The organism is Arthrobacter sp. DNA4 (assembly GCF_024362385.1).
In the GTDB taxonomy this organism is placed as follows: domain Bacteria; phylum Actinomycetota; class Actinomycetes; order Actinomycetales; family Micrococcaceae; genus Arthrobacter.
In genome coordinates this window covers 3,499,492-3,522,539 of sequence record NZ_CP101466.1, presented here as the reverse complement: position 1 = coordinate 3,522,539, position 23,048 = coordinate 3,499,492, and the positions used below count along the sequence as shown (strand labels likewise).

The 23,048-nt window shown below is 65.4% G+C and carries 19 protein-coding genes; 10 read left to right on the top strand and 9 right to left on the bottom strand.

The window, feature by feature from the left end:
* The first annotated feature begins 262 nt into the window (after positions 1 to 262).
* The 7 genes from NMQ03_RS16270 (at position 263) to NMQ03_RS16240 (ending at position 6,632) form a co-directional block, all read left to right on the top strand.
* A complete protein-coding gene (locus tag NMQ03_RS16270; protein ID WP_255173035.1) occupies positions 263 to 1,066 on the top strand; it encodes a response regulator transcription factor in 804 nt (267 codons plus the stop codon).
* Positions 1,067 to 1,310: 244 nt separating this feature from the next.
* Positions 1,311 to 2,216 carry a response regulator transcription factor gene (locus NMQ03_RS16265; RefSeq protein ID WP_255173034.1) on the top strand — a complete coding sequence of 302 codons (906 nt, stop codon included), beginning with the start codon at positions 1,311 to 1,313 and terminating at the stop codon, positions 2,214 to 2,216.
* Positions 2,217 to 2,290: 74 nt separating this feature from the next.
* Positions 2,291 to 3,187 carry a diacylglycerol kinase family protein gene (locus tag NMQ03_RS16260; RefSeq protein ID WP_255173033.1) on the top strand — a complete coding sequence of 299 codons (897 nt, stop codon included), beginning with the start codon at positions 2,291 to 2,293 and terminating at the stop codon, positions 3,185 to 3,187.
* Positions 3,188 to 3,595: 408 nt separating this feature from the next.
* A complete protein-coding gene (locus NMQ03_RS16255; RefSeq protein ID WP_255173032.1) occupies positions 3,596 to 4,036 on the top strand; it encodes a hypothetical protein in 441 nt (146 codons plus the stop codon).
* Positions 4,037 to 4,076: 40 nt separating this feature from the next.
* Positions 4,077 to 4,343: a hypothetical protein gene (locus tag NMQ03_RS16250; RefSeq protein ID WP_255173031.1), complete on the top strand. Its 267-nt coding sequence runs from the start codon at positions 4,077 to 4,079 to the stop codon at positions 4,341 to 4,343.
* A gap of 105 nt (positions 4,344 to 4,448) precedes the next feature.
* Positions 4,449 to 4,940 carry a hypothetical protein gene (locus tag NMQ03_RS16245; protein ID WP_255173030.1) on the top strand — a complete coding sequence of 164 codons (492 nt, stop codon included), beginning with the start codon at positions 4,449 to 4,451 and terminating at the stop codon, positions 4,938 to 4,940.
* A gap of 312 nt (positions 4,941 to 5,252) precedes the next feature.
* Positions 5,253 to 6,632: a DUF4832 domain-containing protein gene (locus tag NMQ03_RS16240; protein ID WP_255173029.1), complete on the top strand. Its 1,380-nt coding sequence runs from the start codon at positions 5,253 to 5,255 to the stop codon at positions 6,630 to 6,632.
* A gap of 34 nt (positions 6,633 to 6,666) precedes the next feature.
* On the opposite strand, the gene galE is transcribed toward NMQ03_RS16240, so the two are convergent.
* The 9 genes from galE to NMQ03_RS16195 all read right to left on the bottom strand — a co-directional run bounded on the left by galE (position 6,667) and on the right by NMQ03_RS16195 (position 18,974).
* Positions 6,667 to 7,695: a UDP-glucose 4-epimerase GalE gene (galE, locus tag NMQ03_RS16235; protein WP_255175638.1), complete on the bottom strand. Its 1,029-nt coding sequence runs from the start codon at positions 7,693 to 7,695 to the stop codon at positions 6,667 to 6,669.
* Positions 7,691 to 8,773 (bottom strand): putative glycoside hydrolase, encoded by a 1,083-nt coding sequence (locus NMQ03_RS16230; protein WP_255173028.1) that lies wholly within the window; start codon positions 8,771 to 8,773, stop codon positions 7,691 to 7,693. Before NMQ03_RS16230 ends, galE begins: the two co-directional genes overlap by 5 nt.
* Complete coding sequence (pelF, locus tag NMQ03_RS16225; protein WP_255173027.1) at positions 8,770 to 10,527, bottom strand: GT4 family glycosyltransferase PelF; 1,758 nt, start codon at positions 10,525 to 10,527, stop codon at positions 8,770 to 8,772. Before pelF ends, NMQ03_RS16230 begins: the two co-directional genes overlap by 4 nt.
* Before the next feature lie 80 nt (positions 10,528 to 10,607).
* Positions 10,608 to 12,068: a hypothetical protein gene (locus NMQ03_RS16220; protein WP_255173026.1), complete on the bottom strand. Its 1,461-nt coding sequence runs from the start codon at positions 12,066 to 12,068 to the stop codon at positions 10,608 to 10,610.
* A gap of 1,591 nt (positions 12,069 to 13,659) precedes the next feature.
* Positions 13,660 to 15,780, bottom strand: coding sequence for a hypothetical protein (locus NMQ03_RS16215; RefSeq protein WP_255173025.1), 2,121 nt, complete (start codon positions 15,778 to 15,780; stop codon positions 13,660 to 13,662).
* The gene (locus NMQ03_RS16210) at positions 15,777 to 16,268 is read right to left on the bottom strand and encodes a hypothetical protein (protein WP_255173024.1); all 492 of its coding nucleotides are present in this window, start codon (positions 16,266 to 16,268) and stop codon (positions 15,777 to 15,779) included. Before NMQ03_RS16210 ends, NMQ03_RS16215 begins: the two co-directional genes overlap by 4 nt.
* A gap of 1 nt (position 16,269) precedes the next feature.
* The gene (locus tag NMQ03_RS16205) at positions 16,270 to 17,406 is read right to left on the bottom strand and encodes a hypothetical protein (RefSeq protein WP_255173023.1); all 1,137 of its coding nucleotides are present in this window, start codon (positions 17,404 to 17,406) and stop codon (positions 16,270 to 16,272) included.
* A 76-nt stretch (positions 17,407 to 17,482) separates the two neighbouring features.
* Complete coding sequence (locus tag NMQ03_RS16200; RefSeq protein WP_255173022.1) at positions 17,483 to 17,935, bottom strand: hypothetical protein; 453 nt, start codon at positions 17,933 to 17,935, stop codon at positions 17,483 to 17,485.
* Positions 17,936 to 18,512: 577 nt separating this feature from the next.
* Entirely contained in the window at positions 18,513 to 18,974 is a 462-nt protein-coding gene (locus NMQ03_RS16195; RefSeq protein WP_255175637.1) for an Lrp/AsnC family transcriptional regulator, read from the bottom strand.
* A 160-nt stretch (positions 18,975 to 19,134) separates the two neighbouring features.
* Here NMQ03_RS16195 and NMQ03_RS16190 point away from each other — a divergent pair, with 160 nt between their 5' ends.
* The 3 genes from NMQ03_RS16190 to NMQ03_RS16180 are packed head-to-tail and all read left to right on the top strand — an operon-like array spanning position 19,135 to position 22,975.
* On the top strand, positions 19,135 to 20,361 hold the full coding sequence (locus tag NMQ03_RS16190) for a thiamine pyrophosphate-dependent dehydrogenase E1 component subunit alpha (RefSeq protein ID WP_255173021.1): 1,227 nt from the start codon (positions 19,135 to 19,137) through the stop codon (positions 20,359 to 20,361).
* The gene (locus NMQ03_RS16185; RefSeq protein WP_255173020.1) at positions 20,358 to 21,479 is read left to right on the top strand and encodes an alpha-ketoacid dehydrogenase subunit beta; all 1,122 of its coding nucleotides are present in this window, start codon (positions 20,358 to 20,360) and stop codon (positions 21,477 to 21,479) included. The genes NMQ03_RS16190 and NMQ03_RS16185 overlap by 4 nt, the downstream gene beginning before the upstream one ends.
* Positions 21,480 to 21,481: 2 nt before the next feature.
* Positions 21,482 to 22,975 carry a dihydrolipoamide acetyltransferase family protein gene (locus NMQ03_RS16180; RefSeq protein WP_255173019.1) on the top strand — a complete coding sequence of 498 codons (1,494 nt, stop codon included), beginning with the start codon at positions 21,482 to 21,484 and terminating at the stop codon, positions 22,973 to 22,975.
* The last annotated feature ends 73 nt before the right edge of the window (positions 22,976 to 23,048 follow it).

Sequence of the window (23,048 nt, the reverse complement as noted above, 5' to 3'; positions counted from 1 at the left end):
CACTACGGGGGCCGTCCCCGGCAAATGCCCCTAGTCTGCAATTCGATGGAGGTCCGGCGCGCGCCAGTGCAGGAGAGGGGATGGGCGGAAATGGCGAATTGCGTGAGTTGCATAACTTTGGACCCATCCGCCACATGAACGGCTTCGAATGCCTACTACCGTATAAAAGGGCCAAAAAGACCTTGGACGCGGGCACATTAAGTTTTGGAATTTGTTGTCTGCGGAAATCAGCCGGGTTTGGCCAAGGATTTGATCGGGGGAATTGTTGGAGCGCGGGACGGTAGTGGTTGTCGAGGACGATCCGGACATCAGTGTTGTGGTGTCCGGGATCCTGCGTGAGGCAGGATTCGGCATCCATGCATTCGACCATGGGCAGGCCGGGGTTGACGCCGTGAATAAACACAGCCCCGAAGTGGTGGTGGTTGATCTCGGACTGCCGGACATCGACGGATTCGAAGTGACCCGGCGCATCCGGACCTTCAGCAATGCCTACGTGCTGATCCTGACCGCGAGCAGCCAGGAACTGGACACCATTCTGGCCCTGGAGGCAGGCGCCGATGACTACCTCACCAAACCCTTCCGCGCCCGCGAGCTGAGGTACCGGGTGGAGGCACTGCTGCGCCGGCCCCGGCTCCGCACCGACACTCCACACCTGACGGCCTCGTCCCTGCAGACGGCACCCCCAATGGCCCCGGACGCGCCAACTGATGTTCTGGACGGCCCTGAGTCCCTGGCCCACAACGGCCTGCACCTGCATGTCTCCACCAGGACGGTCAGTGTGGACGGGGTGGAAGTCCGCGGACTTACCGCCTCCGAGTTTGAGCTGCTGTACACCGTCCTCATCAACGGACGGGTGGTTCTGAGCAAGGAAGACCTTGCCCAGTCGATGCGTGGGGGGCAAAGCGCGGACGACGCCCTGGACCGTGCGCCGGATGAACAGGTGATCCAGGTGCACATCGCCAATTTGCGGAGGAAACTGGGCGATAGTGCAGCAAAGCCTCGCTGGATCGAGACGGTTCACGGATTTGGCTACCGACTGGCGGCACCCATGGACCAGGAGAACTAAATAACGTTCCGGACGGGGTGCTGGGACTCTGCTTATAGGGCTAGCCTGTAAATGAGTCGGCAAGTTCGTTCGCTTTTCCAACAGATACCTGTGCGGCAGGTGACTGTTCTCCTTTTCGTGGTGGGCCAGAGTGGCAGCAGGAGACTAACAAGCGCCTTTGGGGTTTCGAAGGGCGAATGAACGGACGAATATGGCCACTGGCCAAAAGCCCGGTTCAGCGGCTTCCTGTGGGCGCGTGTATGTCGTGACTGGCGAAGAGCTCGTCCGACGGGGTTTGCGGAGGTTGCTGGAGGTTAACGGGTTCAGCGTTGCCGGTGAGTCGGGGTCTGTCCGCCAGGCGGCGCGCCGGATCCCTGCGGTACGCCCGGATCTGGCCATCATCGACGATGATCTTCCCGATGGTTCCGGTGCCGGGCTTTGCCAATCTCTCGTGGCGGCTGATGGAACCATTCGGTGTGTGCTGATGACGGGTGAAACTGACGAGGCGGTGCTTATTGGGGCTATCCTGGTAAGCGGGTGGGGGTGTCTGTCACAACAGGATGACAATGAGGAGCAGCTCAGGCTGATCCGGCGGCCCATCCAGGGGTACACAGCCTACAGCCGTCGTTTCCAGACCGGCATCCTGGCTCCGATCCAGGCTGACGGAACGAACGGGCCCGACGGCCGGTTGGGAATGCTTTCAGAACAGGAGATGAAGGTGGCGGGCGGGGTTGCCCGGGGGTTGACCAACGGCCAGATCGGCCAGGAAATGTTTTTGGCCGAAAAGACCGTGAAAAACATGGTCTCATCGGTGCTGATGAAACTCGACATGTCGCGCAGAACCGAGGTCGCGGTGTTCGTCTCCGGGGAACTTGAGCACACAGGGAACCTCGCACAGGAGTACCGGCGCAGCCGTGACACAGACCTGATCGCGGAAGTCACCGCGGCGCTCGTTATCTGCACCAGTGAGGCGGGGAGTGTTCCGCCGTCCAACAGAATGCTCTTATTGAACGCCATGCGACTTGCTGATTCCCTGGCGGCTACCCGCGCCCGGCCTCACGCCGTTAGACTCTTGCAGGAACGACGGACGAGAGTGCATGGCCCTGAGACCACCACCCCAAGGCCAACCCCGCGCGGCACTGACAACGCTCCCGAGCGGGGCCAGTACTAAGGGGCCGGACAGTTTCCCACTGGCACTCCACTGCCGGAGCAGAATCTGGGTGCCAGCGGTTTGGAAGGGCGGCTATGTCGAGTGCGCAGGCGCCTGTGGACCGTTTTGATCGGGTAGTCCTGGTCTTCAATCCGGGTAAGCCCGGCATGGTTGCCAGGATCGACGAATTACAACAGGGTCTGACTGCCGGATTGCCGGAGCTGCCGATTGAGTTGCTGCCAACGGAGTTTGCCGGGCACGCCCGTGATCTTGCACGCTCCGTGGCGGCGAAGGGAACCCCTCTCATTGTTTCCGTCAGTGGTGATGGCGGATACCACGAGGTGGTCAACGGGGTAATGGACGTTCCCGGCAGCAGGGCGGTGTGCACTGTTGTTGCGGCAGGCAACGCCAATGACCATCACCGCAGCATGCCCGCGCCGCCGTTGCCGGAGGCCGTCCGCGAAGGCCGGGTCCGCCACATCGACCTGTTGCGCATCACGTACGGCGGGAAACACCGCGAGCGGATTCAGTACGCCCACTCGTATGTAGGTTTCGGGCTCACACCGTTGATGGCGATCGGCATCGAGAGGGGCGGCAAGGGGAAAATCCTCGAACTCCTGTCCGTCGCCCGCACACTCTCTGCGTTGAGGCCCTTTGAACTCGTCCGTGCAGACGGGGCCACCGCGCGCTTCGACAGCCTGATCCTCGCCAACATTTCGCGTATGGCCAAGTACGGGACGGTCAGCGAGATGGGCAGCCCCGACGATGGCCTGTTCGAGGTCGTGACGCTCCCGCATGCCGGGCGTTGGAAGATGGCGCTGATGACCCTGCGGGCTGTGACGCTGGGACTAGGGCACCAGCCCAGCGTCAGCAGCTATTCCTTCACAACGCGGGATGCTGTTCCTTGCCAGATCGACGGCGAAGTCGTTCATCTTCCAGCCGCCACGCATGTGCTGGTGGAGAGCGCGAAGGGCGCCCTGGCTGTTATCTGACCCTGGGCACCCTTGCTGTGTCTGTGGATTGTGGGAACGGGGCAGGCCGGGGTTTGGAAGCGTACAGAACTGATTGGTGGGTTTTCACCGGTCGTGGCCCACGAGGGCGTACAGTCAGGGTATCGGGACGCTGTGACTGGACATCCGGTTTCCTGAGCAATGAAACCAACTCCGCGTCCGCCGCCGGCACATCGGCGACTGTGGCATCCCGTCACGGCAATGAACACGTGGTGATCAGTTGGGACAACGAGGGCGGCCCTGGCCGTTCTGTTCCGCAGGTAAGCCCCTCCGGCCGATGCCCTCCCCTTATAAGGGGCCCGGTTTCGGGTCCCTTGACCCCAGTCACAGTCGATCCGCCCGTCTCTGCGGTTCTGACAGTGCATCTTCAAGAAACGTTGGCGCAATGCCATGACCACCACCCAAGAACAGCCTGTCCACGTCGAGGGGCGCCTTGCGCTCAGCGGCGTCCTGGCCTCCGCCCTGCCTCACGACCTCGGTACGGCCACGGGCGCCTCTCGTTACACCGTCCCGGCCGTGTTCTCCCGCAGGCCCCAGCCCCGGGAACTCGATTTGTTGCATGCCAAGAGCGTCACCCGGCGCTTGGCGGAGGAAGGATACAGCGACGTCGAACTGCGGGTCTCTGACCGCCGCCTCCTGATCACCAACACCAATCTGCAGGACCTCAAGTCAGGGCTTGCCCACCTTATCGGCATGATTCTGAGGGACATTTCCGTGCAGGCCGAAGCTGAGCGCGCCCACAGGTCTGAAGAACTGGATGCCCTGGGGATGCTTGAGGAACAACGACTCGAAGCTATCCGTCAATCCGCGGCCGAAATCCACTTCGACTAACACCCGTAACCAGCCGTACCCAAACCCGCAAAGGAAACAAATGACTTCCATGCACCTTGAGAAGTACTGGCACCGGCTGTCCCCGGCCAGCAAGCAGTGGCTCATCGACAATCCTGGCTGTGTAATTCTGCCCCGCACCATTTCGGCGGAAATAAATGCCGAATCCGGAGAGGACGCTGATTCTGATAATCACGGCGAAACTGTCCTGTCACAGGAAAACATCGAGTTCATCCGGTCCAAAACACACCAGGAAGAACCGTCCCCGGCACCGCCGACCTACCGGTTCTTCGACTCTGTGCAGCCCTAAACCCACGGGACCCCGGCCACCCAAACCGGGCCGGGGTCCCAGCCATTAAGGTACTGGGCGAGGCCCCTGTGACCGAAAGGGGGCGAGGCGGGGCATAGTTGGAGTATGGCAACCTACGATTCCCGGAGTTTTTACACACGCGGTGATTCCTTCAGTGTTGGAGCTTCCCGGGAACACATCGAACGCTCGCTTCTGGACTTCGGGGCAACCGACGTTCTCTTCAGCCAACGTGGCCACCTCAACGCCATCTCGTTCAGAGCCAGCGGAAGGCAATTTCGGATCGTCCTCTCTTTGCCGCAGAACGAGGGAAGCCCTACGGTTCCGGGTGGAGTGTCCGACGTCCCCGGCAAGGAGGTTAGCGCAAAAGTGCTCGAACTCGATGCCCGTCGATTCTGGCACGCCTTCGCCCTGTCGACCGACGCCAAACTCGCAGCAGCGGCAGCCGGTGTTGCAACACTCGAGTCCGAATTTCTGGCCCATGTGGTGCTCCCCGGGAACCATACGGTGATGGACGAACTCGAACCGGTCATAGCCTCTGCCTACAGGTCCGGGCAGCGTCCCTGCATCAGTACTGCTGCTGGACCACGGACCGATTGAAAAATGGGCAATGGTCCAGCCAGGAAGGACCACCGGCAGGCCGGAAGGCACATCTTATTGGGACCGGGGCGCGTTGCGAAATGACGGAAACCCAATGGCCACTTGTGGAGCCCTGCGTTTTCAGTTTGAATTAGCGCCGTCGCACTGGGCGACTTTCGTGTAATTCTTGGTCTCGCAGGTGCCTGGCACCGCCTTTAGGAAGAAGCTTCAGTGAAAGCGTTGCACAGGCTGAGTGCTGTTCTGTTTCCGAATATTGTCCGCCCGCGCGGAAAGACAAAAGGGATAGCCAACGCTGCCGCGGCATTGTCCTTGTTGGCGGGGCTGCTATCCCTCACCATCCCTTCCGCCGGCACGGTACCCAGCGCGACGGCTGCAGACATCAAGCCGGGGGAGTGGGTTTCCCTGGCGGCCGGTCCGGCGCCGGCCAGCAACCCGCTGCAGGGCTTTGTCCCATACGCCGGGAAGTACGGTTCCCTGCCCTATTCCATGGAATGGTTTTACATACCGGTGAACGCTGTGGTCACGGGACCCGGCACCTACGACTGGTCCGCCCTGGAATCCCAGCTGAACACCATTGCCGCCCGCGGACACCAGGCCGTCTTCAGGTTCTACCTCGACTACCCCGGCAAGCCAACCGGCGTTCCCAAATACCTGTTGGACGCCGGCCTGGCCACCCACTCCTACACCGACTACGGCAACCAGGGCATCAGCGTTTCCCCCGACTACAACGACCCGCGCCTGGCCCAGGCGCTGGACAGCTTCATCGCGGCCTTTGGCTCACGGTACGACGGCGACCGGCGCATCGGCTTCATCCAGGCGGGCCTGCTGGGCTTCTGGGGCGAATGGCATACCTACCCCCACGACGGGTGGGCCTCGCCGGAAAACTGGTCGGCCTCGGCCACGGAGCAACAACTTGTCCTGCAGGCCTACACAGCCGCCTTCACCAGGACCAAGCTCCAGGTGCGGTACCCCACCACCGCCAACAGCAGCCTCAACGTGGGCTACCACGACGACTCGTTCGCCGCTGAAACCCTGCCCGGGAGCGGCTGGAGTTTCGTGGACAAACTGCAGCAGGCCGGCGCAACCAGCAAGTGGCTCACCCAGCCGGTGGGCGGCGAACTCCGCCCCGAGCTGCAGCCCTGCCTTTTCGACGCCGTCCCCTGCCCCTGGGTGGCCGATCCGGCCCAGAAGGACTTCCCGGGGAGCGTGGCAGCCACCCACGCTTCGTGGCTGCTCAACCAGTACGCCTTCAGCCCAACGTACGCAGGGACTGCCCAAAGCACTGCTGCCGCAGCGTCCCAATCGCTGGGCTACCGGTTCCAGGCCACCGGCTTCTCCCTGGCGCCCGGAACCGTGAAGGGACAGAGCGACCTCAGCGTCACCATCCGCAACACCGGGGCGGCGCCGTTCTACTACGACTGGCCGGTGCAGGTGGCTGCCGTGGGCGGCGACGGGAAGATCGCCAGGACCTGGACCACCTCCTGGAAGCTGACCACGATCAAACCCGGCATGGCACCCACCCTGGCCACACCCTTCAGCACCAGCGGCCTCGCCGCCGGCTACTACACGCTGGTGCTGCGGCCGGTGAACCCGCTGGCCAATGGTGTCCCGCTGCGCTTTGCCAACGCCGCCCAGGACCAGACGCTGCCCGGGTGGCTGACCCTGGGACGCAACTACTTCCCCGCATCCTGACCGCCGGCCACAGCCAAGCCGCGACAGCCGGCTTTCAACTGGCTGCCGCCTCCATGCGGTAACCGTTCGGGTTGTTCTGCTGCCAACGCCAGGCATCGGCGCACATGTTCTCCAGCGTTTCCGCCGCCTTCCACCCCAGGTCGCGGAAGGCCGCCGTCGGATCCGCCAGACTGACCGGGGCGTCTCCCGGGCGCCGCTCCGCCAGGCTGTAGGGGACTGCAGTCTGTGCGGCCTTTTCGAAGGCGCGGATGATTTCCAGGACGGAGTGGCCGCTGCCGCTGCCCAGGTTCCAGGTGTGGACCCCCTCGTGGGCGGCAAGGTAATCCAGTGCCGCCAGGTGGCCGGCGGCGAGGTCCATCACGTGGATGTAGTCGCGGACCCCGGTGCCGTCGGATGTTGGGTAGTCGCCGCCGAAGACGTTCAGCATGTCCCTGCGGCCCACCGCCACCTGGGTGACGTACGGGAAGAGGTTGTTCGGGGGCCCCTGCGGATCCTCGCCGATCTGGCCGGACGGGTGGGCGCCCACCGGGTTGAAGTAGCGCAGGAGGGCCAGCCGCCACCGGCCGTCAGAGGCCTGCACGTCCGTGAGGATCTCTTCGATCTGCTGCTTGGTCCGGCCGTAGGGGTTTGTGGCCCCCAGGCTGCTGTCCTCCTTGAGCGGCATCTGCGGGTTGCTCCCGTACACGGTGGCGGAGGAGCTGAAAACGAGGGTCCGCACATCGTGGGCGTCCATGGCCTCCAGCAGGTTCAGCGTCCCCGTGACGTTGTTGCGGTAGTAGCGCAGGGGCTGGGACACCGATTCGCCCACGGCCTTCAAGCCCGCGAAGTGGATCACCGCCTCCACCCCGGCGGCCGCGAACACCTGGTCCAGCGCCGCGGGGTCCGTGATGTCGGCCTCGTGGAACGCCAGGCTGCGTCCGGAGAGTTTCTGGACGCGCAGCAGCGACTCCACCTGGGAATTGCTGAGGTTGTCCACCGCCGTGACGTCGTGCCCGGCCTCGAGCAGTTGGAGGATGGTGTGGGACCCGATGTACCCGGCGCCGCCGGTAACTAGAACCTTAATGTCTCTGCCCTCGCTGATAGACAACCCCGCTCTGCGGAGCCAAAACCACATGGTGGGGTGCCGGTTGCCCGGCGGCATCAACCAGCCCGGATGGGACTTTGATGCGTCGCCGGCTGCGGCCGTCATTGTTGAAGTTCACGGCCGCCCAGCCGCCGCTGAACGTCCGCTGCCACACATGCCGCCGGCCCTGGGGCTGCCCCTCGGGATGTCCCAGGGGCCAGTCCAGTTCCTCGATGTGCTGGGTGCGGCTGTAGTCGTCGTGGCCGGTTGCCGTGTAGGAGCCCGCTCCGCCGCCGAAGATCCAGAACGCCGCCAGGCCGTACCGGAAGTTGGGGTGCGCGTCGTCGCCATCGGTGGGGACGCGCAGGATGGAAAGGCCGGGCCCGTCTGCCTGGGAAAGCTGCGCCTCGGCCGTCCGGGGATCGAACAGGTTTGCCGGGCCGTAGCCCAGCCACACCTCCTCGAAGCCGCCGCCGTACGCCGCGTGGGAATCCCAGCGGCCCGGCAGGCGCCGGGATTCGGCAATGTTGGGCACCAGGACCTTGCCCACACCGTTCAATGCCGCACCCGCGGCATGGACGAGCTTGTCCAGGCCCTCCCGGAAGTCGGCCATGGATGCCGCGTCCTGCACCGGGGGCCGGATGCCGTAGTAGTCGTCAAAGACGTCGTTGTCCGCCATCACGCCGTCAAAGGGGGAGCCTGCCAGCTCCCTGGTGACGTTCTCCACCCAGCGGGCACGGTACTCCGGGTCCCACACCTTCATCTGCCAGTGGCCGCCGTAGCCGTTCCACTCGATGCGCGCACCGTCCAGCCGCGTGGCGAACCATGTGCCGCCGTCGTCCTCTGCCTCCCGGTACGTCACCCCGGAACTGAAGACGGGCCCCGGTTCATACGCCCGGGTGGAGGACAGGCACTTGTAGCAGAGCACCGTCATGTCCGGGCGGCGGCGCTTGAGCTCGGCCGCCGCGTCCAGCTCCCACGGCTGGAGGATGGCCGCGCGGTAGTGCTCGGCGGCGAAGTCGATCTGCGCCGGAGAGATGGGATCGCCGTAGCGGATCCACGCACCCACTCCGGTCACAGCGGCACCACGGTGAGGGCTTCGGTGGGCAGTTCGTCCACGGTTGCCATGTCCAGCGCTGTTACGTCCGCAGCAGCCGATTCCACGACCGGCAGGTCGCCCAGGGCGCGGTAGATCTGATTATAGGACCGCATGACCTCATGCATCTGGAAGAACTCCTGCACGCGGGTGCGGGCGTTGGCCGCATACTCGCCGTAGGCGTCCAGGTTGCCGATGACTGCCTGGACCGCGTCCGCCATCTGCACCACGTTGCCCGGTGTCACGGTTTCGCCGCAGGCGCCGATGGTCTTCCCGTCCGTAGTCAGCAGGTCATCGGCGATGAGCTGGGCCACGCCGCCAACATCGGAGCCCACCGTGGGAATGCCGGCGGCCATGGCTTCCAGGATGACGATGGGCTGGCCCTCGTTGTAGCTGGGGAGCACCAGCAGGTCGAACTGGTCAAGCATTTCCCGGACATTGACGGTGCCGTGGATGGTGACCTTGTCCTGCAGGCCCAGGGCCTCGATCTTGGCCAGGCAGGCCTCGTAGTATTCGGGCACGTGCTCGGTGGGGCCCAGGACGTCCAGGTGCAGGTTCGGATAGCCGCGCTGCGTGAGGACCTCCATGCTCGAAAGCAGGTCCAGCAGCCCCTTGATGGGCACCACGCGGGCGATGTAGACCAGGCGCCAGACGTGGTCTGCGGAGTCCTGCCGGAGGTTTTCCAGGACCTGTCGGCGGGCCCGGTACTTCCCGTCGAACTCCTCGATGACCATGCCGTTGGGCACCACCACGGACTTGTCGATGTCCGTTCCCAGGCGGGCTGCCTCGGTGATGGCGCTGGGGTAGAGGTAGGTGATCAGGCGGGCGCTGGGGTAGCAGAAGCGTCCCATTTCCGTCCACCAGGCCATCCAGGCGCGTTGTTCCGCGGTGACGTCGAAGAGCCGGTAATCGTCGGCCGTGATGGACAGGGCCATGTTGCGGTCCAGCAGGGTGTTCACGGTGTCCCGGACATACAGGTTGTGTTCGGTCAGCAGGAAGGCGGTGTCGTGGTCCCGCGCCGCGGCGGCCCCCAGCAGCGAGGCGTACCCGGTGGTGTGTGCGTGGTAGACCTTGGCGCGGGGCATGGTCTCGCCGGTGATGGCGTACGCCAGGGAGAAGAAGTTGCGCAGGACCCAGAAGGATTCGGCCAGCGGAAGGTTCAGCTGCGGCATGCGATCCTGCAGCGCCTGCATGAATTCCCGGGAACCGAGCAGGGCCCACAGGGGGTACTGCCGGGTCCGCTTGTTCAGGCCCTCGTCAATCAGGTCCCACAGCGGCTCCACTTCGCCGTATTCGGACAGGGCGTAGATGGCGTCAAAAAGCCGGTGCGAGAGCTCTTCGCGCTGCTTGGAGTCCATGCCCAGGTCCTTGACGGTCACCGCCATGTAGTCGTGCCGGTGTTCCTCCATGCTGAGGAAGACCGTCCGGACCCAGCGGACGTTCTCGGGCATGCCGTAGAGGTCCGTCAGGGGCGCGCTGGAGTCCCAGGTGATGTGGATGATGCCGTAGCTGAGGTCCGGGTTGTGGGTGACGATGTCGTGCACCACTGCCGAAACGCCGCCCTTGAGGTAGGGGTAGGTGGACTCCATCACGATGGCCACGTCAACGTCCTGGTACTCGACATCCCGGTTCCCGGCATCCATGGGTGCCGGGGCGGCTGCCGGTCCGGCCAGGAGCACTGACGGGGCCGGGTTGCTGTTCCAGCGGGTCTTTAGGTTCTTAAGGGTCGAGTACATGGTTGTTTCCTCATCTGGTGTTCTGGAGGCTCAAGAGTTTCGGACTGACTGAGGGACGTGCGGTGCTGGCGGGAGCCGCGTCACCACGTGGTGGCGTGCCGCCAAAAGAGGGTGTATTCGGGCTGGCTCCAGTGCCGCTTGTAGAGCGTCCAGCCGACGGCGATGAGGACAAAGTCAGCGGCCCCCAGGATCAGGTAGCTGGCCGAGTGCATCGATGTGCCGATCAGGTGGGCTCCGCCTGCGAAGGCGAGAATGCAGACGGCCAGATGCACGGCCCCGAGGATCTGGGGCGTGACTTTCTCGCCGATGAAGTCCAGCTCGTAGTTCAGGAGCGTGAGCATCATGAAGGACCACGAGGCCAGGGCCGAGGCAACCGTGAGCACGGTGTTGGCCGGGTCCAGGCCGGACACTGCAAGCGACACCGACAGGGTCAGCAGCCCGGCGATGGCTCCGGTGAGGACCACCGAGCGGTCCAGGACGCGGACCAGCCGGCTGGAGCTGCCCTTCAGGACGCTGACCGGGGCGGTGGCGATGTCGTGGTGCAGCCTGCCGAGGGCGCGGTCCACGCCGGGCGCCAGGTGGACGAAGTAGAAGTTGTAGGCGATGACTGCCGGGAGCATGGCCGCGAAAACAGCCACCACCTGGAACGCGCCGCCGGTCACCAGGAACAGCGCATACTTGTCAGCCCAGAGGACCGCGCCCATGAGCAGGCCACGGACCAGGTCAGTACCGAACACCCGTGCGCCCAGGTGCTTGGAGATGCTCAGGTGGCGCAGGCCCGAGCGCATGGCAACGAGCTGCGTGGCGGTTCCGACCAGCGGCGGCAGCCACCAGGCGGCAGGAGCGAGGAACAGTGCAGCGGCGTAGCCGGACCAGGCGGCAGCCCACAGGCCGCGGCGGTTGGCCACGTTGGCAAGAACCAGCGACTGCACGAACAGCAGGTGCAGGACGCACAGGACCACGTAGTGCATCATGGCGTCCCAGGACCAGCCGGTAGCAAGCCACAGCGGCACCGCGAACACCGCCACCAGGGGCAGGGACTGGACGAACATCAGCGGCCAGAACTGGCAGAACCGGCGGGTGATGTCCCCGAGGTTGCGCTCCTCCATGAGGTCACCGAGCACGCGGTAGATGGGGAGGCATGCAGCCTGGGCCAGCCACGGCACCGTGACCGACGAAGCCAGGACCACGTAGGTCAGCGGTACCCCTGCAACGTCGATGCCTGCCATGGCAGGACTCACCAGCGGGTAGACGGCGTTCAGCAGGAGCACCGGTGACAGGTACAGGAGCAAGGCTGCGCCCAGGCGTTCCTGGGAACCGCCTGCGGCCTGCTGGTCTGCCTTGGAGACGCGGGGAGTGACGATGAGCGCTACGGCCAGCAGCAGGGGAAGCACTGCTGCCGCCAGGACAAGGACAGGCGAGTCGCCGGTAAGGAACCTGCTGCCGAACGGCACCATGGCGGAGAGGGCCAGGCCCACAACAACGAACACGAACATTTGGCGGGCATAGGTGTCTTGCAGCAGATGTTTCAGTGACGTCATGTCTTCCTTCGGGCGGCAGGCGGGAGCTGCGAAACCTGTTGCCTTGGGAACACGCGGCTGGTCAGCCGCGCCCAGGGCAGCGGTGACGGCAGCGTCGTGAAGCGTAAGGGGTGTGATTGTGGCCAAGTGGGGGGCCGACGGCGACTGGGGGGATGTGCCCCGGTCTCAGGAGGGCACACACCGCCGCCGGCCCCGGTCAAACCCGGGTGGTCCCCTGCGGGGAAACCCGGAAGCTTTTGGGTGCGCGGAACGCGTTCCGCTCCGGGAAGGAGCGGCCCGGACACGACAATAAAGGCCCTAAATCAAGAACGGACCATTGAATCGATTAATAAATATCCAATGATTTGAGCAAAGGTCCTTAAGGCTTCCTGAAGAGGTCTCGCGGCGCGTTAAGGAGTGGCCGCAGGCGCGGAACGTCCTATCCTGAATTGCCGGCAGCGACGTGAAACAGCAAAGGAGTTGTGAAGTGCTCGATGGTCAAAGCGCAGGTGTAAGCATAGGGGCACTGGTGGCCGTCGCCGTCGCCCTGTACATCGTGATCGTGCTGCGCCGCAGGAAGTGAGGAGCCGTCGTCGCCCACTCCGGGGCGTGCCGTCGTCATCCGTTGACTACCCAACTCCGGAATCAATGCTGATTACGGGGACTGGGAACCCCTGGCACCTCCGGCGCGGGGTAGGTGTGGGGGCTTACCGGCCGTGCCCCTGCTGGCAATTTGCCTTTGGAATTGGGTAGCCGGCGGCGCCGATCGGGTGCCGCCAACCCTTCTGCGAGGTTCCGCTACCGGGGTACGTTGGTTGCTGCCGGACGGATGATGGTGCCCCGGCAGCAGCTTATATTTTGGGACATCGGCGGGAAAAGCCCAGGGCGCGCCGTGTTCCTGAAGGGCTCACCCTGCAGTCATCGGGTGGACTGCAGGGTGACCGCTTCCGCTGAAACTCGGTGCATCTGTCGCAAGTGACGGCGCCTGGTTAGGCTGCCGTCCCGGCGCCCGGATGCACTCCAGTCAATGGTTTGGCATCGCGCCCGGTGTGTTGTGTGGGGGCCGACGGCTTTTTCGGATCGACGTTGATCCTTGGCCTCCGCCGCCGGCCCCTCGCCTGTGGTTCACGTGAAGTTGGTGCCTGGCGACCCCACTGGTGGTGCCGCCAGGCGTCCGAGACCATCGGCGTTAGCCGACGGTGGGCGGTGAACTGGGCCCCAGCACCCAGTTGCAGCAAGGCTGCATTCCGTCCCTTCGGCATCACTTTGCCCGGACTGCCTCAAGGATGGGCTTGGATCCGCTCAGGAATCCATCAAGGTAGCCCCAAGTTCCTCAAGGCCGCCGACGCGGAAGGAGCCGTGCAGGTATGGCGGCAATCTGGATTGAAGTATCAATTACTGGTCACGTCTGCGGAGCGGGCGCCTACCGTTCTTTCATGCTGAAAATCGTGAAGCAGATCCTGCGATCCAAGCCAAAGTGCAGGTATTGCGGGATGGCCCTGCCCCAATCTCCATCGGCGGCATTTTGCTCCCGCCACTGCTATGACAGCTTCCAGTACTGGGGCGGCGGTTCTGCCCACGGATAGGTGCCTTCCTCTTGCGGCCCGGACCGTCAGAAACCTGAATTTACCCAGTTGCCCGGTCCAGGTACGGCCGTGTTGCCCGCCACGTCAGTGAGGTTCGACGACGGCGCATAGGAGGGCTGCCCCGCGGTCACATTCTGCAGGGTGCTGCCGTTGGCAGAGTTCCCGAGCTTGATGGTGAACGTCTTCGCAGTGGGGTTCCACGTAAGAGTGGACGCCCCACCGGATCCGTTAGCGTTGGGCCCAAATGTGGCTGTTCCCGAAACGTAGTTGCCGCCCAGCGAGATGTTGCCGATGCTGAGTCCCGTGCATTCGGTCGTTGAGAAGCTGAGGGTGTCGTTCAGGTTGTTGTCAGCCAGCGTTACGATGCCGTTGAAGGTGGTGGCACCGCTGGTGCTGGTGCAGAATTTCGCCGGGTCCAGGGCCTCGGAGTATGTGATGGTTAGGGTGTCGCCCTTGTCCGCGGAATTCTGTTTCGGCCCGCCGTTGGCGAGGACAACGCCCGTGACGGACGGCGCGGTGGTGTCCTTGGTGACAGTGGCGCTGACAGAAGCGGTGTTGCCCGCAGCGTCACTCGTAGTGGCTGTGACCGTCACCGTGACGATTGGATTGCTTGTTGAGGTGTCCCGGAGGCTGGAGAGGTCCAATGCGGGCGTGGTCCAGGCGGAGCCCGATGCGGTTGCCGGGACGCCCGTGGCCGAGTCGGTGACCGTTAGGTTCACGGTGGAACCGGAATCGGTGGTGCCGCTGACCGGGTAGTTTTTTACGTTGCCCGAAAAGATCGTCGGCAGGGGACTGAGCTTTAGGGACAGCACGGTGTCCTTTGTGTCCGATGCAGTGACAGCGCTACTGGTGTTGCCCGCAGGGTCGGCGACGTTGATGGTGTAGGTGATTGCTCCTTGGCCCAGGGTTCCGAGGTTCAGGTTCAGCGACCAGGCACCCGTTCCGGAAGCAGTGGCGGTGCCCGTGACAGGGGTGGTGCCGACGGTGTCGGCGGCGCTTACAGTCACCGTAGACCCGGCTTCGGCGCTGCCGGTGACGGGGACGGATAAGACGTTGCCTGTGTAGACGTAGGTGGGCACGCTCACGCCGGCCGCCGGGGAAGGGGCGACGGTGTCCTTCGCGCTCGTGGCCGTGTTGGCGGTGCCTGTGTTGCCTGCGGCATCCGTGGCGGTTGCCGAGTAGGCAACGGTGCCCTGGTCCAGGCTGGTCAGGTCAACTGTGACGGACCAGGAGCCCAGCGTGGCGGTGGCCGTCGCCGGCACTGAATGCCCCGCGCCATCTCTGGCTACGAGGTTAACCTTGGCCCCTGCTTCAGCGGTGCCGCTGACAGCCACTCCGGTAACCGTCGCCTGGCTTACGTAGGCGGGAACGGTGGCGAAGACGGGAGCCGCGGGAGCCTGGGTATCGATCTTTACCGTCTGGCTCTGCGCCGACCCGGCGTTGCCCACCTTGTCGGTCGCGAAGTAGGACACCGTGTGCGTGCCGTCTACCGTGACCGGAATGGTGGCGACGGCCGCGCTGACCGTCTGCTGCGCGCCGCCGTCGACCGCGTAGGTAATGGAGGCGACGCCCGAACCGTTCGTGCCGTCGTCGGCCGTGACCGTGACGCTGACCGGGCTGGTGTTGTTCCAGCCAGCCGCGTTCGGGGTGGGCGAAACGGTGGCTGATGATGTGGGCGCGATGGCGTCGCTGCTGATGCCGTTGCTGCGCGGGCTCTCGGCGCCGGTCCAGAGCGCGATGGCCGGGGTGACGGTGTAGTACCAGGTGCCGCCCGGGACGTTTTGCTCCGTGCAGGTGAGGGTGGTGACGGTTCCCGCGCAGCCGCCGGTGGCCGGGGTGGCGGTCCCACCGGTGGCTGCTGAGTAGCGGGCAACGGTGTAGCCGGTGGCGGGACGGCCGTTGACGGTGGTCCCGTTGGCCCAGGTGACCGAGAGTGCGGCACCGTTGGCGCTGACGGCCGGCTTGGAGCCCGGCGTCAGGGCGTCGGCTACTGCGGCCGCGTTGTTGCTGCTGGTGGTGGACGCCCAGAACGCGTAGGCGGCGGTGCCCGAGCCGAGCAGGAGCAGGACCGCGGTAATGATCCAGGCCAGCCTGCGGGACGGGCGGCGGCCGACGAAGAGGGACGCGTTGCGGAGTGCGAGGCTCATTTCCGGACCTCCGCCGTCACGGGAACGCTGAACGTTGCGCCCTGGCAGGCTGCGAGCGAGGTGGTATCCATGGTGGCCGCTCCGGGGAGGGTGATGAGTGCTGACGAATTAGCGGGAACGTACGTGGCGGGAGACAGCGGCGCGGCGGTTCCGGTAAAGCTGACGCCGGTGGTGGTGCAGCCGGGGTGCGACGCGTCGGCCACCGCGGGGCCGTTGCCGGTGACGCTGTACACCTGCACCGAGTACGGGTTCGGGTTGCTCAGTCGGAGGACGACGTCGGCGCTGCCGCCAGGATAGAGAACCGTCTTCGGGTTGTCGCTGGCGACGAGGGCGTCCACGGTGACGGTTTGCATGGTGGCGGCGGCTGCGGATCCTGCCCCTGTTCCGGACGCTGTCCAGTAGGCGTAGGCGGTTCCGGCGCCGGCGGTGGCCAGGAGCCCGGCGAGGGCGGCTGCCTTGAGGCCCCGGCCTCTGCTGGTGTTGGTCATCTCAGTTCCCCTGTCCTGATCCTGAGTAGCTGAGCTGGAGGGTGGCGCCTTTGCAGCCGTCCTGGTTGGTGGATGTATCCAGCATTCCCACCCGCGGCCAGGCAGTCTGGGCGACGTTGAGCCCCTGGAGCGAACCGCCCGTGGCCGGCACGGCGAGCGGGTACGGCCCGCTGTACTGGGTGACGGTGAAGTCGGCCGGCGTGCAGGGCAGGTTGCCCGCCACGGCGGCCGCGCTCCGGGTGACGCCCGCGACGGCGACCGAGAGGTTGGTCAGCGACAGCGGCTTGTTGATGGGGTTGCTGATCTGCAGGTTCAGTCCGGCCGACGTGCCGGGGGACAGGGTTCCGGGGACGTTCCCGGAGATGCCGAACTGTTTGATCGTGGAGTCCAGGACCAGCTGGACATTTGCGTAGGTGTACTGCGCCTTCCCGGAGGAGTCCTTGCCGGTGCCCACCAGGTACAGGCTGGAGGACCCGGTGGGGGATGCGCTGGTGGTGGCCACCTGGAGAGTGGTGGAGTTCCCGGTGGCCGGGTTGGGCGAGAACGACGCCGTTGCACCGGCCGGCATTCCGCCCAGGACGCTGAAGGTGACGGGGCTGGTGAAGTTGCTGCGGCTGAGCTGCAGCGTGTACACGGCGGTGGCGCCCGGCGGCATGCTGACGGATTCCGGGGTGGCAGTCATCGAGAACGAGCTGGAAATCTTGTAGTTCACGGTGAGGCTGGCCGTTACGCTGCCGGAGACCTTGCCGCTGGTCGCGGTGATGGTGATTGAGCTGGTGCCCGCCGGTGTGGTCGCGGCGGTGGTGATGTTTAGGGTTGCGGTTGCGGTGGCGCCGGAGGTGAGGGTGACGGACGACGGCGTGAAGGTGCCGCTTGCCCCTGCCGGAAGTCCCGCGGCGGCCAGGTTCACCGCGCCACTGAATCCGCCGGTGGAGGTCAGGGTCACCGTGTAGGAGGCTGACTGTCCCTGCTGGACGGACTGGCTCGCGGGGGAGACCTGCACCGTAATGCCTGGCTTTGGATTGTTCGCCGCCGCGATCAGCGATCCTGCACCGGCCAGCAGCAGCACCAGTGCCACCAGCGCTGCCTTGATTCCGATCCGCCTGCGACGCCGCGCATGCCCGTCCTGCTCGTGCACCCTGTGCCCCTCTTTCTTCGGTGCAAATGACGGCAAGCCGGGGGCGGATTCACACCGCCCCCGGCCCGCTCGCTAGTTAGTGGCTGGTGACGTTCACCGTGATGGTGGCTGCCTTGCAGGCGTCCTGGTTGGTCGCGTTGTCGATGAAGGTCAGCGTGCCGGTGCCTACAGTCGCCCCGGTCGTGTTTGCTGCAACGGGCACAGGCGTGGTGGTGGCGTCTACGGTGAACCAACTGGCGAGACACTTCGCGTCACTGGTGGCCACCGTCGGAGCCAAGCCCGCGACAACCGTGCTGGAGGTGTTCGAATTATCTGCCGTATAGGTCACAGCCCGCGTTTCGCCAGGTGCAATGCCTGGCGCAAACGAGGAGTGCAGGGTGACTTCGTTGTTGCCGGCCGATGCGGCGGCCCCTCCGGTACCGGAGCCCGTGGTGCTCCAGTAGGCGTACGCGGCGCCGCCGCCGGCTGCCAGCAGCGTCGCGGACAGGGCAACAGCGGCGATCTTGTTCTTCTTGGTCATCTTGCGCATGGAGAAGCTCCTTGAATGTGTGATTGAGAACCCGTTCCCCCATTGGTGGCTCCATCCAGGTGCCTTCCGGTGGATCGATGACCCAATATTTGCCGGAGCGAAATAGGCGCAACAACACGTACCGGTACTTGAGTTTTGGAAACCTCAAGAAATCGGGTACTCGGTAAGCGCTGCCACTACCCGCGTTCCCGACGTCGCCCTGCCGCCAAAATTCCTCTGGGCTCCGTGACAATCCAAGGCGAAAAGGGCCAACCCAAGTAGTAGCCCCCAGCGGCTTTCGGTCACCGCCCCCGGCACTGCTAAGGAGCGCTCACATTGAGGCAATCTTGAGTACTTGAGACAGCAATTACCCGGAACGGGTCATGCCCGAAGGCGCTAAAGTTCCGGGCCGTCGCCCACCCTGGTGCGTGCCGCCGTCGTGCTTCTGGCGTATTCGACACCCAAAACCGAAGGTGACGCGCAGCTTCCCTGGCGCGGCCCGCATGTGCGTAGCGAAAAGTAGCCTGCACATCGCGGGTGAACCTGCGCGTCGAGGGCGCAGTTGCCGCGCGGCCCGGGCGCGGAAGCCAACCCGCTCCTACCGCGTATCCACGTCCTCGAACACCAGGAACGTCTGGGTATCGAGCACGCCGGGCATGGTCTGAAGTTGGTCGAAGATGACCCGGCGGAGGTCGATGTTGTCCACGGCCCTGACCAGCAGGATCACGTCGAAGTCGCCTCCCACCAGGGCAATGTGGTGCACCTCCGGGATGGCGCCCAGCTGGTCGCGGAGTTCGCGCCAGGAATCCTGCTTCAGCTTCAGGGTCACGTAGGCCGAGGACTTCAGCCCCGCCTTGATGGGATCCACCAGCGCCGTGAACCGGGTCAGCACCCCGTCGCCGGTCAGCCGGGCAATCCGCGAGTACGCATGCGCCCGCGAGATGTGTACGTTGTCCGCCACCTGCGTGACGGACATCCGGCCGTCCCGGGTGAGCTCGGCAATGATGCGGCGATCAATCTCGTCCAGCGGAACCTCTGCAGCAGCATCCTTGCCCGGCATTTTGTCCACGACTCCCGTCGGTAATCCACGTCACAGTTACAAATCGTCTCCCATAGTAGGCGGTTCTGAGCAGCTTCTCCACGATTTCCGCAGATGCTGGATACGAAACCGGCGCCAGGACAATACTGGGAGGGAATAGTGGCTACCGAAGGACGGACCAATGACGATCTCCGCAGACCACACCGCGCCGGACACCACCAGCACCGCAACGCCAGACAATGCGCTGACGGAAGCTGTGAAGAAGTTCGGCATCACGGTGGAGGACTATATGCTCCCCGCCCGGCACCAGATCCAGATGGTGGACCCGGACGGCTTACTCAAGGCCGGCAGTGAGCAGGGCACCCAGCCCGGCCACGAATACCCCGTGCCCGGCGACAAGGAACTGCTCGCTGCGTACGAACAACTCGTCGTCGGCCGCCGCGTCAATGACCAGAACTCCGCCCTGGTCCGGCAGGGCCGCATGGCCGTCTACCCCTCCAGCCACGGCCAGGAAGCCTGCCAGGTGGCCGCCGCCCTGTGCCTGTCCGACGGCGACTGGATGTTCCCCACCTACCGCGACGCCGTGGCCGTGATGACCCGCGGCGTGGACCCCGTCCAGGTGATGACCATCTTCCGCGGCGACTGGCACGGCGGGTACGACCCCCTGAAGTACAAGGTGGGGATCCAGTGCACCCCGCTGACCACCCAGCTGCTGCACGCCGTCGGCGTTGCCCACGCCGCCAAGCTCCGCGGCGAGGACACCGTGGTGCTGGCCATGTGCGGCGACGGCGCCACCAGCGAAGGCGACTTCCACGAGGCCCTCAACTTCGCCGCCGTCTTCCACCTTCCGGTCATCTTCTTCGTCCAGAACAACAAGTACGCCATTTCGGTGCCGCTGGCGCACCAGTCCGTGGCGCCGTCGCTCGCGCACAAGGCCGTGGGCTACGGCATGGCGGGCGAACGCGTGGACGGCAACGACGTGGTGGCACTCCTCGCCGTCCTGGACCGCGCCGTGAAACTGGCCCGGGAAGGCTCCGGCCCCCTGCTGGTGGAGGCCAACACGTACCGCATGCAGGCCCACACGAATGCCGACGACGACACCCGCTACCGGGAAAGCGCCGAGGTTGCGGAGTGGCGGGCAAAGGATCCGGTCAACCGGATGCGGGTGTATCTCACGGAGTGTGGGCTGCTGGACGACGACGGCGAGGCAAGGATCGCTGCGCACGCTGAGGCGGTTGCCACGCAGCTGCGCGAGGGGCTTGGCGAGGACGTGCCCGTGGACCCGCAGGAGCTCTTCCGCCACGTGTTCGCGGTGCAGACCCCGCAGCTGAAGGAACAGTCCGCCATGCTCGCCGACGAGCTGGCCCGCGACGCAGCAGGCACTGACTCGAAGGAGGCCAGCAAGTGAGCCCCACCATCACCACCTCGTCCGAGGCCAACGGCAACGTTTCCGCCGCCACCGCCCGTGCGGCCGCCTCCGCAGCGGCGTCCGCCGAGGCCGCCGGCCCGCAGCCCGTCACCATGGCCAAAGCGCTCAACACGGCGCTCGCCGACGCCATGTCCGCGGACTCCTCCGTCCTGGTGTTCGGGGAGGACGTGGGCATGCTGGGTGGCGTCTTCCGCATCACCGACGGCCTCACCGCCACGTTCGGCGAGCAGCGCTGCTTCGACACCCCGCTGGCCGAATCCGGGATCGTGGGCATGGCTGTTGGCATGGCCATTAACGGCATGCGGCCCGTCATCGAGATGCAGTTCGACGCGTTCGCCTACCCGGCCTTCGAACAAATCGTCAGCCACGTGGCCAAGATGCACAACCGTACCCGCGGCATGGTCAAGCTGCCCATGGTGATCCGCATCCCGTACGGCGGCGGCATCGGGGGAGTGGAGCACCACTGCGACTCCTCCGAGTCCTACTACGCCCACACCGCCGGGCTGAAGGTCTACACCCCGGCCACCGTGGCGGACGGCTACCGTATGCTCCGCGAAGCCATCGACTCTGACGATCCCGTGGTCTTCATGGAGCCCAAGAAGATGTACTGGACCAAGGACTCGGTGGACCTGGGCGAGCTGCGCCGCCTTCACGAGCGTCCTGCGGAAGGCACGACGGCGGGACGCACCTCCGAGGGGAGGGCCGCCGTCGCGCGTCCCGGCACCGACGCAACGCTGATTGCCTACGGTCCGTCTGTTCCCACCGCTTTGGCTGCCGCCGAGGCCGCAGCGTTGGAGGGGCGCTCGCTGGAAGTGATCGATGTGCGGACCATCGTCCCCTTCGACGACGAGACCGTGTGTGAGTCCGTCCGGAAGACCGGCCGGGCCGTGGTAATCGCCGAGGCGCACGGCTTCGCGTCCGTGTCCTCCGAGATCGTGGCCCGCGTCCAGGAACGCTGCTTCCACTACCTGGCCGCACCGATCCGCCGCGTGACCGGGTTCGACGTCCCGTACCCGGCGCCCAAACTCGAGAAGTACTACCTGCCCGGCGTGGACCGCATCCTCGACGCCGTTGACGACCTTCAGTGGGAGAACTGACCATGAGCGAACCACGCGTATTTTTGCTGCCCGACCTGGGTGAGGGCCTCACCGAGGCTGAACTCGTGGCCTGGCACGTCTCTGTTGGTGACGAGATCGCCGTCGACCAGCCCATCGCCGAGGTGGAAACCGCCAAGTCCGCGGTGGAGGTGCCGTCGCCCTATGCCGGGATCGTGGCCGAGCTGCACGGGAAGCCGGGGGAGACCCTGGACGTGGGGAAGCCGCTGATCTCGGTAACGCCCCTCTCTACTGGCGTCGCCGCGGATGATGCCGCCCCCGCCCCTTCGCCGGCCCAGCCCGAGGTGGAGCCGGCGGAGACCGAGCTTGCCGAGCCGAAGCCGGAGTCGACGGAAGCTGAGGCTTACCGTGAGGAGGAGAAGGCCGGGTCCGGGAATGTGTTGATCGGTTACGGCACTCCCGGCGGGCATGGTGTTGCCCGGCGCACCCGTGCCCGGAAGTCTTCCGTAGCCGTGGCTGAGCCTGCCGAGACCACGCCGGTCAGCCTGTCCAAGGAGGACGAGCTCGCGCTCCTGCGTACCCGGGTGCCCGGAAAGCTTGGCGCCGTGATTTCTCCGCTGGTCCGTCGGATGGCGCGGGAGCACGGCGTGGACCTCGGGGACATTTCGGGTTCGGGTGACAGCGGGCTGATCATGCGCCGCGACGTGGAGGCCGCCCTGCGGACAACTGCGCCGGCGGCAGCGCCGGCAGCCGAGCCTGTCGAAGCGCCGGTGGAAGCACCGATGCGTCCTGTTGAGTCCGTCGAAGCCCAGGGCCGCGACGCGCGGACGGGCCTTGCCGTCTCCGCCCGCACCCCGGTCCGCGGCGTCCGCAAGGCCGTGGCCGCGAACATGGCCCGCAGCCGGTCCGAGATTCCGGAAGCAACGGTGTGGGTGGATGTGGACGCCACGGCCCTGATGGAGCTGCGCGAGGGGCTGAAAGCCAGCGGTGCGGAGGTCCCAGGTTTGTTGGCCTTCATCGCCCGGTTCGTCACTGCGGGGCTGAAGAAGTATCCGGAACTGAACACCCGCCTCGAGACTGCCGACGACGGGTCGCAGGAGATCGTCGCCTTCGACGGGATCAACCTGGGTTTCGCGGCGCAGACCGACCGCGGCCTGGTGGTGCCCTCCGTGCGCGGGGCCGAGAAGCTCAGCGCCAGGGAGCTGGATGCGGAGATCCGCCGCCTCACCCAGGTGGCCCGGGATGGGAAGGCGACCCCGGCTGAGCTGGGCAGCGGAACGTTCACGCTGAACAACTATGGCGTGTTCGGCGTCGACGGCTCCGCGGCGATCATCAACCACCCGGAGGTGGGCATCCTCGGCGTGGGCCGGATCATCGACAAGCCGTGGGTGGTCAACGGGGAGCTGGCTGTCCGCAAGGTCACCGAGCTCACGCTGACCTTCGACCACCGCGTCTGCGACGGCGGCACGGCCGGCGGCTTCCTCCGCTTCGTGGCCGACGCCATCGAAAACCCCACGTCTCTCCTGGCGGATATCTAGCCGAATGGAAACCTGGGGTTGGGCTTATCGGAAACTTCGTGTTCCGGTAAGCCCAACCCCGGCTCGATACCTG

Excerpts from the sequence above, each read along its gene's own strand:
- NMQ03_RS16245 (WP_255173030.1), top strand. The coding sequence starts at position 4,449 with ATGGCAACCTACGATTCCCGGAGTTTTTACACACGCGGTGATTCCTTC.
- NMQ03_RS16220 (WP_255173026.1), bottom strand. The coding sequence starts at position 12,068 with ATGACGTCACTGAAACATCTGCTGCAAGACACCTATGCCCGCCAAATG.
- NMQ03_RS16180 (WP_255173019.1), top strand. The coding sequence starts at position 21,482 with ATGAGCGAACCACGCGTATTTTTGCTGCCCGACCTGGGTGAGGGCCTC.
- NMQ03_RS16210 (WP_255173024.1), bottom strand. The coding sequence starts at position 16,268 with ATGACCAACACCAGCAGAGGCCGGGGCCTCAAGGCAGCCGCCCTCGCC.
- NMQ03_RS16195 (WP_255175637.1), bottom strand. The coding sequence starts at position 18,974 with ATGCCGGGCAAGGATGCTGCTGCAGAGGTTCCGCTGGACGAGATTGAT.
- NMQ03_RS16250 (WP_255173031.1), top strand. The coding sequence starts at position 4,077 with ATGACTTCCATGCACCTTGAGAAGTACTGGCACCGGCTGTCCCCGGCC.
- NMQ03_RS16215 (WP_255173025.1), bottom strand. The coding sequence starts at position 15,780 with ATGAGCCTCGCACTCCGCAACGCGTCCCTCTTCGTCGGCCGCCGCCCG.
- NMQ03_RS16260 (WP_255173033.1), top strand. The coding sequence starts at position 2,291 with ATGTCGAGTGCGCAGGCGCCTGTGGACCGTTTTGATCGGGTAGTCCTG.
- NMQ03_RS16255 (WP_255173032.1), top strand. The coding sequence starts at position 3,596 with ATGACCACCACCCAAGAACAGCCTGTCCACGTCGAGGGGCGCCTTGCG.
- pelF (WP_255173027.1), bottom strand. The coding sequence starts at position 10,527 with ATGTACTCGACCCTTAAGAACCTAAAGACCCGCTGGAACAGCAACCCG.
- NMQ03_RS16190 (WP_255173021.1), top strand. The coding sequence starts at position 19,135 with ATGACGATCTCCGCAGACCACACCGCGCCGGACACCACCAGCACCGCA.
- NMQ03_RS16200 (WP_255173022.1), bottom strand. The coding sequence starts at position 17,935 with ATGCGCAAGATGACCAAGAAGAACAAGATCGCCGCTGTTGCCCTGTCC.